This is a genomic window from Prosthecobacter gellanilyticus (assembly GCF_007992435.1).
Classification (GTDB): Bacteria; Verrucomicrobiota; Verrucomicrobiia; order Verrucomicrobiales; family Verrucomicrobiaceae; genus Prosthecobacter; species Prosthecobacter gellanilyticus.
This window is the reverse complement of sequence record NZ_BKAG01000002.1, coordinates 279,595-291,441: the sequence shown is the minus strand read 5'-3', so window position 1 is coordinate 291,441 and position 11,847 is coordinate 279,595. Positions and strand designations below refer to the sequence as shown.

Genomic DNA, 11,847 nt, shown 5'->3' with positions numbered 1-11,847 from the left:
GATTGGGAGTAGAAAGGATTTCAGTGAATCTTGCTGCCAACACTCTTCCCCTGCCCCGGGCCAGGGGAAGTATGGCACTTCAGCCGAGCTGAGAATGCCTGCTTGCCATCCATGCAGGTCTCCGCTGTGATGTGAGCACCAACTCATGAAAATCACTTTCTGCGGCGCGGCTGGCACCACCACAGGTTCCAAGCATCTCATCGAGGTCAACAACACCCGCATCCTGCTCGACTGCGGCTTGTATCAAGGCAAGCGCTCGGAGTCTCTCGAACGCAACAGCCAGTTCCCTTTTGATCCGGAGAAGATCGACTGCGTGGTGCTTTCCCATGCGCACATCGACCACAGCGGCAACCTGCCGCATCTGAGCAAACGCGGCTTCACCGGCAACATCTATGCCACACCAGCCACGCGTGATCTGTGCAGCATCATGCTGCCGGACGCGGCGAAGATTCATGAGCATGACATCGCCTGGCTGAACAAACATCGCAAACGTGATGACCTGCCCGAGTTGGAGCCGAGCTACTCCATGGTGGATGCGGAGAAGTGCATGCGACAGTTCGTCACGGTCAGTTACGACCGTGGCATGTTCATCGCGGATGGCGTGCGCCTGACCTTCATCGATGCCGGACATGTGCTGGGATCCGCGCAGGTCATCTTGGACATCCATGACCACGTGGACAACAAGCAGAAGCGCCTCCTGTTCAGCGGTGACATCGGCCGTCCGGGTAATGATCTGCTGAATGATCCTGCGCCGAGCGACCGGATCGACTACGTCATCATGGAAAGCACCTATGGCGGGCGGAAGCATGAGCTCGCCACGGACAGCTCGGATCATCTGTGCAAGATCGTCCGCGAGATCCAGCAGCGCCGTTCACGGCTCATCATCCCCGCCTTCGCGGTCGAGCGCACACAGCAGCTTCTCTACACGCTGGACAAGCTTCGTCATGAAAACTGCTTTGGTCCGGTGGCCACGTTTGTGGACAGTCCGCTCGCCGTGAAGGCCACAGAGATCTTCCGCCTGCATGTGGATGATTTGAGGACCGCAGCGGCGCAGGCCTTGTTCATGCGTGATGACCCCTTTGGCTTTGACGGCCTGCGCCTCATCCGCAGCGTGGATGAATCCAAAGGACTCAATAAAGTGAAGGGCCCCGCCATTATCATCTCCGCCTCCGGCATGGCGGAGAGCGGACGCATCCTGCATCACCTGCGGCAGAATGTGGGCAATCCCGACAACATCCTCCTCTTCGTCGGCTACTGCGCGGAAAACACGCTCGGCTGGAAGCTGCGCAGCGGCTTCAAGCACGTGAACATCCTCGGTGATGAGTTTGATGTCCGCGCAGAGATCGAGACGCTCGATTCCTTCTCAGGTCATGCCGACCATGACGAGATGCTCGGCTGGTTTGACCGAGTCCAGGGCAACAAGAGCCGCGTCTTCCTCGTCCACGGCGAGCCTGACCGTAGCAACGTGCTCTGCGATGCCCTCAACGAGAAACACTCCGCCGGTCACGTGGAAGTTGCGAAGCTGATGCAGAGTGTGGATCTGTAGGAGGCTGCACTCAGCCGACAATCATCTGCCCTACCCTGTTTTGGCAGCAATCATCTCATCCATCTTTCTGATCAACAGCGTCAGTCCATCGTCCGTCGACTTGCGCACGATCGCTGAATGGTCGTCAAGCGGCCTGTCATACTGTGCATACAATCCTCTTATCATTCTTTCCCAAGGAGCCAAATCAGGATCGTTGAGCATGGTGTGCGCCGCATTTCTGATCAACGTGAGTTGGTCAGCGTCCGTTCCGTTGATAGTCAAATACTGATGTTTGGCAGCCCACTTGGCCTCTTCTTCCAACGGCTTGTTCCCACAATCAGCCGCACACTTGGCTAGATACTGACAAAAGTCCCGATAGGGCTCGGCAAAGAAACTAGCTCCACTGTCGTCAGCATTGGCCGCACTTGGGGAGAAGATGATTTCATAACTCATTGGCTCGATCGTCTCAAAGTCAGCGTGACCACCAAAGCATCATTAGTTAGTTCCGATACGCCGAAGCGTTCCTGAAGGGATTGTAGACTTTGGTGGAGCCTTTCTCCGGAGCGTAGACAAAGCCGACAACATCTTTCTCGATGTCCACGGGCTGAAGGAGCAGGCCTTTGTTGCTGGCCTTGGTGGTGTACTCTTTGAGCACGTGCTTGGTACCGTTCAGGCCCCAGCCTTTGAAGCCGGTGCCGAGGAAGCCGCCTGTGGGGTAGAGTTCATCCAGGCTGGACATGGCGTGGAAGCAGTTGATGGCGGTGCCCTTCTTTCGCGAGATGCGGTCGTCGGCCAGATACTTGACCTTTCCGGCTTCGAGCACGCGCAGGCGCTTGACGCCAAGGTCAAAGCCTCCACGGGTAATCTCATAAGGTCCCCACATGCCGACCGCGACCTGGGCACTCACCGCCAGCTTCAGAGTGCTGGCGAGATCGAAGCTTTTGCCGACCACCGCCGAGCACTCATTGCAGGAGGGAACCACCAAGGCCCCAAAGCCCTCAAACACGCAGAGATGCGGGTTCTCCGCGAAATCGGCTGGCAGCCAGCTGATGGTGAAGGCTTCGAACTCCCGGTCTTTGTAGCGGCGGGTGCGGAGTTCCGGCGTCAGCTTTGAATGACTGCCATCTGCGAGCACGCGGATGACGGAGATGAAGGAGTGAGAGAAGTGTGGCTCATTGCCCCGGTTCTCGTAGGCGAAGGGGATGATGAAGTAACGGTCTTCTTTGATCCTGCCTTTTCCGAGACGCTCGTAGACGTTGTCCTGAATGCGTTCGAAGACCTGTACCGTCAGAGGCTGATCATAGTGCGAGAAGTCGACAGTGCGGGGTTTCAAGTCGACCGGAGCCGTGGTGCAACTGACGGGCAGAACAACGCAGCTAATGAAACCTGCCGCCAGGGCAAGCCGGGAGAAAGTCTGGGAGAGCATGGCAGGCCCAATTTGTACACAGACGGTCAAATCCCGCAACGAGAGTTCTTGGATCAGTATGAGGACGCATCTCCGGGGATGATCGAGGACGCAACCTCATTGGAATGAGGTTGTACGTTCGAGCAGGTTGGAATTGCGAGGAAGCCTACTTCGCATCGAGCGTGAGCTCGGTGAGAGTGTTGGGCTTTACCTCGATCTCCTGCTCAGCCTTCTTCTGGCCCTCACTGCGGACCACGAGGACCTTGCCAGCGGGCACGGCAACCTTGAAATTCGCATCGTAGGAGTAGGTGAACTTTTTGCGATTACCTTCCGCGTCTTGAGGCCCAAGGAGTTCCCAAGTGCCAGGGGTGGAAGAGCTCAGCTTCAGGGTGCCTGCGTTCAGAATCACAGCGCTGCTGGTCATCTTGCCACCAGTGACTTCCACCTCCTTGCTCACGGTGACGCCGCCACGGTTCACGGTGACGAGGTATTTGCCGGCGACGAGGCGGACTTTGGGCTGCGCATCATAGCTGTAGGTCGCCTTGGGTCGCTCACCTTCCGCGTTGGGCTCGCCAAACACATCCCATGTTAGGCCATCCGGAGCAGGCTCTGCCCCCTCACCCATGAGAGCACTGAGAGCCAGGGTGCCGGCATTCATGGCAATCGGCACTTCCACCAGTTTGCCAGCACTGATCTCGATGTCCTTCTTCATCAAGGCTGCTCCCCACTGAACATGCACGGTGTACTTGCCCGCGGGCAGGCTGATGGTGGGCTGCGCATCATAACTGTAAGCAACCTTCGGTCGGTTCCCCTCGGCATCTGGCGGACCCAAGATGTCCCAGGTGAGCTCATTGGCGACGGGCTCAGCACCCTCCACGGCAAGAGCGGAGAGCTTCACACGACCAGCGCCGAGAGTGAGTGTCTTCTCGATGGTCTTGCCAGCCTCGATGACGATGGTCGCCTTCCCTTTCGCATTCCCCACCTGGGCTTCGACCTCGAACTTTCCGGCAGGAAGCGACAACGTCGGTTGTGCATCATAGCTGTAAGCCGCCTTCGGGCGGTTCCCCTCGGCATCGGCCTCACCATACACGTCCCAGGCCACCTCCTTGCTCACGGGTGTGCCGCCCTCTTCCATCACGACGGCCAGCTTGACCTTGCCGCTGCCGATCAGCACCACAACGTCCAGTGTCTCGCCCGCCTTCACATCGACTTCCTTCTGGCCCTTCGCATTGCCGTATACCACGGTCACCAGGCAGGGGCCGGAGGGTAGTGTCATCTTCGGCTGCGCATCATAGCTGTAGCCGAGCTTCTTGCGCTGGCCTTCCGCATCTGGAGGCGAGTAGATGTCCCAACCGAGCTCCTTGGCAATCGGCGGCTGGCCTTCAGCCGAGATGGCGCTGAGCTTCAGATTACCGCTGCCGAGAATGACCTTCACTTCCTGCGGCGCGCCTTCCTTGACCTCTACTTCCACACTGGCGCTGGCATTGCCACGCGTGGCTTTGAGGAGGTATTTCCCCGCCGCCACTTTCATGAAGGGCTTCGCGTCATAGCTGTAGCCTGCCTTCACGCGGTTCCCCTCAGCATCGGCCGGGCCGTAGAGGTCCCAGCCGACATCCTTTTCAAAAGCGGTTCCGCCTTCCTTGTCATAGGCCACGGCTTTCAATCCCGTCTCGGCAAAGACAACCTCCTTCGTCACGGTCTCACCCTCTTTCAGCGCTGCGTCGACTTCGACAGACTTGTTGTTATGCTTCGCACTGATGGTGTACTTGCCCGGCTTCGGCAGCTCGCTGCTCCAGCGTCCGCCCGTGCCCTTCGCGAGAGCATTCTCTGAACCTTCAGCAAAGAGTTCAAAGCTCACGCCCTGAAGATACTCACCGCCGGAGGACTGTCTGGCCTCGACGACGAGTGTGGTCACAGGTTTGGCCACCTGCTTCATCGCCGTCTCGAGGGAGGTCTTCAGAGAGGCCGCATCTTTGGCAGCGAGATACATTCCGCCGGTCTTCTTCGCGAGGCATTCGAGGCCTGCGGTCTCGCCAGCCTTCATGTCAAAGCCAATGACGTGACAGGTGAAGTCGATGCCCAGGCGCTCCAGCTCCTCCGCCGCCATGCAGGGGTCTTTGTCACAGGTCTCCACGCCATCACTCACCAGGATGACGGACACCTTGGTTTCTTCAAACTTCAGATACTTCGCCGCCTGGATCACGGAGGCCGTGAGCGGTGTCTTGCCCTTCGGCTGCAGAGCCGCCACAGCTGCCGCGATCTCCGCCGCGCTGCCTGGCTTCGGCGGCACGAGCAGCTCGATGTCTTCACAATCACCTTTCTTGCGGTGTCCATAGGCCATGAGTCCCAGTTCCATCGCCGGATCCAGAGAACCGAGGATGTCCGAGACGACCTTCTTGGCGATATCGATCTTCACTCCACCCGGCACCTCGCCATACATGCTGCCGGAAGCATCAAAGACGATGATCGCCCTCGCCGGTGCTGCATTTTGCGCACTCGCTTGATCCATCCCGAACCCGATGAGCATCAAGGCCCATGCCGACAACAACGTGAGGACTGGTTTCATAGTGCCTGAACTACGCACCCACGCCTTGAAAAGTCTCCCCCATTTCTGTAACGAAAATATGCTGGCCGCTGGGGTGTCGGCTCAAGCCGGCACTTCCCTGCCCTCCTGCTCCTTGGCGGGTGTGCCCGCATGCCGTGCCTGACGCTTCGCTCCACCGCCTGCTGCTTTCGCGGCCATGTGATGTCCGCGGAGGTTCAGGGCTGCGCGGCTCGGGGTGCGGTGCCAGTCGGCTTCCAGGGTGGTGGCGACGAGATCATGATCCAGGGCCGATTCGTTGACGAGGAAGTCAAAAAGAGACTGGGCGATGACGTGGAGGGCGATCTGATGCGTGCGACCTAACTTCAGATGCAACCAGTCACTGAAGCGGAGAAACTCGGCGAAGGGCGAGGCACTGCCCTGCCAGAGGAGCTTCAGCGTGGAGGTGAAATGACCGCTGTTCGCCACCATGTCCCAGTAGCGCGCAAAGCGGCGCATGCGCTGCATGTCAGCAAAGGGGATGTCACGCGTGGACAGGATCTCATACGGCGGATGCGGCGCGTAGATCATGTGATGCTCGTCATCATGACGGACAATGGGCGTGCCGCGCAGGCGCTTGAGGATGCCCACCTGGATCTCCTGCGGCCCGAGATGCACCAGGCGGTCAAAGCCACGCCCGAAGCTCTCAATGCCCTCACTGGGCAGGCCGACGATGAGGTCCGCGTGAATGTGGACGCCGGTTTCCTCGCGGAGGAAGCGGAAGTTATCCTCCAGACGGCCGAGGTTCTGACGCCGGCTGATGTTCTTCGACGTGGCTTCATCAAAGGTCTGGATGCCCACCTCAAACTGCACGGCACCTGCCGGGAACTTTTTGATGAGGTCCCGCAACTGCTCCGGCAGGCGATCCGGCACCATCTCAAAGTGCAGGAACAGCCCGTCACGCCAGCGATCGAGGAAGAACTGCAGGATGCCCATGCTTGTCGGCAGATGCAGATTGAAGGTGCGGTCGACAAACTTGAACTGCGTGGCTCCACGGTCGAGCAGGCGCTGCATGGATGCCAGAAACGCCTCTGTCGCAAAAGCCCGCACCGGGATGTCCAGTGACGACAAACAGAACTCACAGGTGAACGGGCAGCCGCGCGAAGCCTCGACGTAGATGACTCGATTCTTCAGGTCTTCATCCGTGTAGAGATCGTAAGGCGCGGCGAGCGAATTGAGCGCCGGCAGTTCCGCCGCGATGACCTTCGGTAATGACGAATCAGATCCGCCTTCTAGCACTGCGTCGTCATTCAGCAAAGCGCGGCACACCTCCGCGAACTTCACATCCGCCTCGCCCGTGATCACATGATCCACCAGGGCGACAATCTCCTGCCCTTCCGTCTCATACGAGACCTCCGGGCCGCCGACGATGATGATCAGTTCAGGGCGGATGCGTTTCAGCAAAGCCACCACCTCCGTCGTCTGCTCGACATTCCAAATGTAGACCCCGAAGCCCACAATACGCGGTTGATGCGCCAGAATGGCCTCCACGATCTCCAGCGGTTGCTGGTTGATCACAAACTCCGCCATGCAGGCGCGATCCCTCAGCCCGCCCAGGTTCGCCATGAGATAGCGGAGGCCAAAGGAGGCGTGGATGTATTTCGCGTTGAGCGTGGCAAGGACGATGTCCGGCATGGGCCCCTATTGTGGCGGATTCTGTGAATCACGCCAGCACGCTTTGCGGACTCATGACAGCAGGTAACAGTCGAGCATCAGACGACTGCCAGCCGAGATCGGCTACGATGCGCAACGATCTATACGAGCAGTTACCGGCATCCGTCCTATTGGGTCACTTGATTTCGTCAGTCGACTGAGCGACGCGGAGTTTCATTGAACTCTTCAACTTCTGATCGTTCCCCGAGAAGTTCAATCCTGACACCATTGCCTTTCACCGTGAAAGTCCCGCCATCACGTCCGTCTTCTGTGGAGAGGGTGAGCACCAACTCGGTTTCCGCTAGGAGATGTCCGCCAGCAGGAATGAACCCCTCGTAAAGGGTTTCACCGACACGCAGGGTCCCGTGATAAATCCAGATCGGCAGGCACACCTCCTGAGAAATCTGAGCGGCGTCAATAATGGTAATCGTTGCGACCTGCGTCCATATCACTCCTGGATCGAAGCCTGGAAGCCCTAGAGACGCATGAATGTAAGCCGTGGAGAGAACGACTGATGTCGAGCCATCAATGTGATGAATGGCCGCTACCTCGCAGTCGTGTAGCTGGATATCCCTGTTCATGAATACATCGGGATGGATGCACCCATCGATGGACCGAGTTATAGAGGGATCCCAGACTGCCATGGCATGAATCAAGCCATCTTTGATGGTGAACCGGTGATCAACCTGGACGTCAGCTAGAAGTTCACCGGCGAGATCACGCACGACCTGATGCACGGTGACCACGATCCGTCCAAAACCCTCATCGCGGAAAGCCACCGGCTCCACATGAGGGTCGATCTCACTCCACTGCTCTGTCCAGTAAGCGCGCACTTCATCGGGTCCGCGGACAAAGCCACCTTTGAAAGCGCGCGGCCATGCGACATCCTGTGTCATCAGTGCGAGAGCAGCGTCAATGTCTCGCGAATTGAAAGCTGCATAAGCGGCGCGGAGAAGCTCGACGGATGGTGGAGGATCGGTTGGCGAGTTCGACATAAAGGGAGTTCTCCCGTTACGTACGACTCACAGCCCCAACCAAACTTTTTTAAGCGAGTGAATCTCCCGCCAGAATCTCCGCAATATGCCGCACCTTCACTTGCGGAGCCTCCCTGGCCAGCAGACCGCCGAGGTGCATGAGGCAGGACATGTCCGCACTGGTGATGAACTCGGCGCCGTGGCTGATGTGATCGTGAATGCGATCGCGGCCCATGGAGAGGGAGACGTCCGGCTCGAAGACGGAGAAGGTGCCGCCGAATCCGCAGCATTCATCGCAGCGATCCAGGGGGACGATTTGCAGACCTTCGATGAGGCTGAGGAGCTTCGCGGGTTTGGAAAAGTATGGGATCATCTGCTCGCTGCATTTGCCGAGACCGAGACCGCGCAGGCCATGGCAGCTCTGATGCAGGCCGACACGATGCGGAAACTTCGCGGGCAGTGAGGTGACCTTGGCCACATCATGCAGGAACTCGCACAGTTCATGCACTCGATGCGCCAGTGGATGATGTGAGGCTTCCAGACTCTCCTTCAAATGCAGCACGCAGCTTCCGGAAGGCGAAACGATGTGCTCAAAGCCATCAAACTCCTGGGTGAAGTCAGTCACGCAGCCTTCGCTCAGCTTGCCATAACCGGAGTTTGACATCGGCTGGCCGCAGCAGGCGGGCTTGGAGGGGATCTCCACCTCATGACCGAGCTGCTCCAGCAAGGAGAGCGTGGCCCGCCCCACCTGCGGGTAAAGTTGGTCCACGTAGCAGGGGATGAAGAGGCCGATTTTCATGCGGCAGGCGCTAGGCGTTCAACTGCTTTGAGGCAGGCTGGAAGGGCTGGTTCAGGGCCACCTCAAACTGATAGCCTCCCGAGAAATCTTCGAGGCTGTCGCCCTCGTTTTTGCCGAAGTAACCCGTGCCGATCAGATTGTAGACGATATTGCCCACGTCCTCGCCACGCTGGATGCCCCACTCATGGAGCACGGTGAGCGCCATCGGCCCATATTCTTCCAGGGCATGGAGCCGCACGCCTTCCAGCACTTCCTGGCCGGAGACATGCTGGTCCTCCTGGCCGGAGCGGAAATGCTTGGCAGCCACATGCAGGGCGTCCCGGACAAACTCATACGCCAGCGGGTGGTAACGCGAGTCTTGGGAAGTCGCTTGAGTGATGGCGAGATGAAACGTGAGGTCTTGGGACATCCTGAGATGACAGGGGGCAGGCTGCGAATGGGGCGGTGATTGATGCTTTCACAATGGGCAAGCGTCAAGCCTGGAGGCTGTGCCAGTTCCCCTACCCTCCAGTCAGGCACGAAAGAAGGATGTCAGGGCGCTTTTCGCGCTGGAAATGCGGGCCGGGCCTCGCGTAGTGTCGCCTCCCTCCCCAAATCACGGCCGTCCCCCACGCTATGCCCTCGGAAAAATCTGCCTCGCTCAAGAACCTCAAGCTCATCGGCCAGGAGAACCTGCCTGCCGACGGCGCCTTTCTGATCCTGCCCAGCCAGCTCAGCTATCAGGACCTGCTGAGGCTGGAGAGCCTGCTGGGCGGGCGCGAGGTGACCTACCTGGTGGAGCAAGGCGCGGCTCTGCGCCCGGAGATGAAGGCCCACATCGAGCATGAGAATGTGCACGCGCTGGCGGTGATTCCTGAAAGCACGGAGGTCGGGGTCTTCCGCCAGGCCATCAATGCCGAGATCAAACAGGGCCGGGTAATCATCTACCTTCCGGCTCAGGCGGCGGTGATCAATTCCCCCATGAGCACGGTGCCGGGCGTAAAGCTGGAGTTCCTGCTGAAGGCCAATGTGCCGGTGCTGCCGCTCTATGTGCAGAGCAGCACGGAGGTGGCCCTGGAGATCGAGCCCGCTTACGATGCGACGGATGTGGTGATGGTCTTTGGCAAGCTGATGAAGGCCGAGGAAGCCACTCTAGCGGCCTACCAAGAAGTATTGCTAAGCCTCGCCGAGAAAGCCTTCTCCTCCCACCCGGCTCTGGAGATGAACCTGGCGTATGCCATCCTGCTGGGTCTGAAGCGCTACGGCACCCGGAACAAGGTGGTGGATGGCAAGGACGACCGCGAGCTCGGCTATGACAAGGTGCTGGCGGCAGCGATCGCCCTGGCGGGACATCTAAAGTCCGAGACGAAAAAGAAGCGTGTGGCCATCGTGCTGCCGCCAGGCATCGGCGGATTTATCGCGAATGTGGCCGTGCTCCTGGCAGGTAAAGTCCCGGTGAACCTGAACTTCACGGCCGGACGTGCGGCCCTCGATCACGCCATCAAATCCAGCGATGTGGACCGTTTCATCACGGCAGACATCTTTGTGCGCAAAGTGCAGCAGTTCCCCTGGCCTCCTGGCAAGAACCTCGTCCTCATCGAGCGCGTGCTGCCGAAGCTGAAGATCAAGATCGCCATGTGGCTGGCACTGAGCAAAGTCCTGCCTGGGGCGCTGCTCGCGACACTGCTCGGCATCTCACGCAAAGGCGGCGATGGCGAGGCGCTGCTGCTCTTCACCAGCGGCAGTTCCGGCAATCCGAAAGGCGTGGTGCTCAGCCATCGCAACCTGATGGCAAACGTCATCCAGTTTGGCAGTCGTCTCGGCATGAGCAAGGGGGACAGCATCCTCGGCTGCCTGCCGCTCTTCCACAGCTTCGGCTGCACGGTCACGCTTTGGTTTCCGGCCATCTGCGGCGTGGATCTCATCACCTATCCAAGCCCGCTGGAAACGAAGAAGCTGGGTGAGTTGATCGAAAAGCATCGGATCACCCTCATGATCGCCACACCGACCTTCCTGCGAGGGTATCTGCGCGGGGTGAATCGTGAAGCGCTCACCTCCATCAAGCTCTGTGTCACGGGCGCTGAGAAGCTGCCAGCAACGGTTTCGGAGTCCTTCGAGGGCAAGTTTGGCAAGAAAGTCTTCGAAGGTTATGGCCTAACCGAAACTTCGCCAGTATCAAACGTGAACCTGCCGAATCCCCTGCCCCTTGGCGAGGCTTCCGAAGGGTATGTGTTCCTGCCGAGTCATCGCCCGGGAAGTGTGGGGCAGATGGTGCCAGGTCTCGCGATCCGAATCACGCATCCGGAGACGTTTGAGCCGCAGTCCATCCACAGCAGCGGCATGATCTGGTTCAAAGGCGCGAATATCTTTGAAGGCTATCTGGATGAGGCCAAACGCACCGCTGACGTGAAGAACAGCGATGGCTGGTTCCGCACGGGCGACATCGGCCGCGTGGACCTGGATGGCTTCCTTTACATCGAGGGTCGACTCAGCCGCTTCTCCAAGATTGCCGGTGAAATGGTGCCGCATGAAACGGTGGAAGATTCTTTGATGAAGGCCATGGGCCTGGAGAACGAGACCACCCGCAAGATCGCGGTGGTCGGCGTGCCGGATCCTGACAAGGGCGAGGCGCTGGTGCTGCTCACCGCGCTGCCCGGCGGTCCTGAACATCAGGAGATCCTGGACCTGCGCTATCGCCTGCTGGAGCGCGGCATGCCGCCGCTGTGGATCCCGAAGAAGATGATCCGCATCCAGGACGTCCCCATCCTCTCCTCCGGCAAGCTGGACGTGCAGGCCTGCGAGAAGATCGCCCGTGCTTCGGTCAGCTAAAGTGGGACAGGTTTTTAACCTGTCTTGTCCCGCACACCCCCAACGTTGGTGATCCCAACTGGCATCTCCTCCATGGGGCGCACTTTCAGTACTTGCCGCTGC

8 protein-coding genes and 1 pseudogene are annotated in these 11,847 nt (G+C 59.0%); 2 read left to right on the top strand and 7 right to left on the bottom strand.

From position 1 onward, the window contains the following. Window positions 1–145: 145 nt before the first annotated feature. Window positions 146–1,546 (top strand): MBL fold metallo-hydrolase RNA specificity domain-containing protein, encoded by a 1,401-nt coding sequence (locus BGE01nite_RS02590; RefSeq protein ID WP_146848698.1) that lies wholly within the window; start codon window positions 146–148, stop codon window positions 1,544–1,546. Window positions 1,547–1,576: 30 nt separating this feature from the next. On the opposite strand, the gene BGE01nite_RS02585 is transcribed toward BGE01nite_RS02590, so the two are convergent. From BGE01nite_RS02585 to BGE01nite_RS02555, 7 genes and pseudogenes are all read right to left on the bottom strand, one after another. Further along, window positions 1,577–1,978 carry a hypothetical protein gene (locus BGE01nite_RS02585; RefSeq protein ID WP_146848697.1) on the bottom strand — a complete coding sequence of 134 codons (402 nt, stop codon included), beginning with the start codon at window positions 1,976–1,978 and terminating at the stop codon, window positions 1,577–1,579. A gap of 46 nt (window positions 1,979–2,024) precedes the next feature. Continuing rightward, a complete protein-coding gene (locus BGE01nite_RS02580; protein WP_146848696.1) occupies window positions 2,025–2,951 on the bottom strand; it encodes a hypothetical protein in 927 nt (308 codons plus the stop codon). A gap of 145 nt (window positions 2,952–3,096) precedes the next feature. Continuing rightward, complete coding sequence (locus BGE01nite_RS02575) at window positions 3,097–5,496, bottom strand: vWA domain-containing protein (protein WP_146848695.1); 2,400 nt, start codon at window positions 5,494–5,496, stop codon at window positions 3,097–3,099. A gap of 81 nt (window positions 5,497–5,577) precedes the next feature. Next, entirely contained in the window at window positions 5,578–7,146 is a 1,569-nt protein-coding gene (locus tag BGE01nite_RS02570; RefSeq protein WP_146848694.1) for a B12-binding domain-containing radical SAM protein, read from the bottom strand. Window positions 7,147–7,799: 653 nt separating this feature from the next. Further along, window positions 7,800–8,159, bottom strand: a pseudogene (locus tag BGE01nite_RS29775) (nuclear transport factor 2 family protein); the annotation flags it as partial. Between the two features lie 49 nt (window positions 8,160–8,208). Next, window positions 8,209–8,937, bottom strand: a complete 729-nt coding sequence (locus tag BGE01nite_RS02560; protein ID WP_146848692.1) for a (Fe-S)-binding protein — start codon at window positions 8,935–8,937, stop codon at window positions 8,209–8,211. A gap of 10 nt (window positions 8,938–8,947) precedes the next feature. Further along, complete coding sequence (locus tag BGE01nite_RS02555) at window positions 8,948–9,346, bottom strand: Minf_1886 family protein (protein ID WP_146848691.1); 399 nt, start codon at window positions 9,344–9,346, stop codon at window positions 8,948–8,950. Between the two features lie 206 nt (window positions 9,347–9,552). Between BGE01nite_RS02555 and BGE01nite_RS02550 the strand changes: the two genes are divergently transcribed. Further along, window positions 9,553–11,745, top strand: coding sequence for an AMP-binding protein (locus BGE01nite_RS02550; protein WP_146848690.1), 2,193 nt, complete (start codon window positions 9,553–9,555; stop codon window positions 11,743–11,745). Window positions 11,746–11,847: the final 102 nt, after the last annotated feature.

Coding starts and splice junctions, on each gene's coding strand:
- BGE01nite_RS02570 (WP_146848694.1), bottom strand. CDS start 7,146: ATGCCGGACATCGTCCTTGCCACGCTCAACGCGAAATACATCCACGCC.
- BGE01nite_RS02575 (WP_146848695.1), bottom strand. CDS start 5,496: ATGAAACCAGTCCTCACGTTGTTGTCGGCATGGGCCTTGATGCTCATC.
- BGE01nite_RS02560 (WP_146848692.1), bottom strand. CDS start 8,937: ATGAAAATCGGCCTCTTCATCCCCTGCTACGTGGACCAACTTTACCCG.
- BGE01nite_RS02555 (WP_146848691.1), bottom strand. CDS start 9,346: ATGTCCCAAGACCTCACGTTTCATCTCGCCATCACTCAAGCGACTTCC.
- BGE01nite_RS02590 (WP_146848698.1), top strand. CDS start 146: ATGAAAATCACTTTCTGCGGCGCGGCTGGCACCACCACAGGTTCCAAG.
- BGE01nite_RS02580 (WP_146848696.1), bottom strand. CDS start 2,951: ATGCTCTCCCAGACTTTCTCCCGGCTTGCCCTGGCGGCAGGTTTCATT.
- BGE01nite_RS02550 (WP_146848690.1), top strand. CDS start 9,553: ATGCCCTCGGAAAAATCTGCCTCGCTCAAGAACCTCAAGCTCATCGGC.
- BGE01nite_RS02585 (WP_146848697.1), bottom strand. CDS start 1,978: ATGAGTTATGAAATCATCTTCTCCCCAAGTGCGGCCAATGCTGACGAC.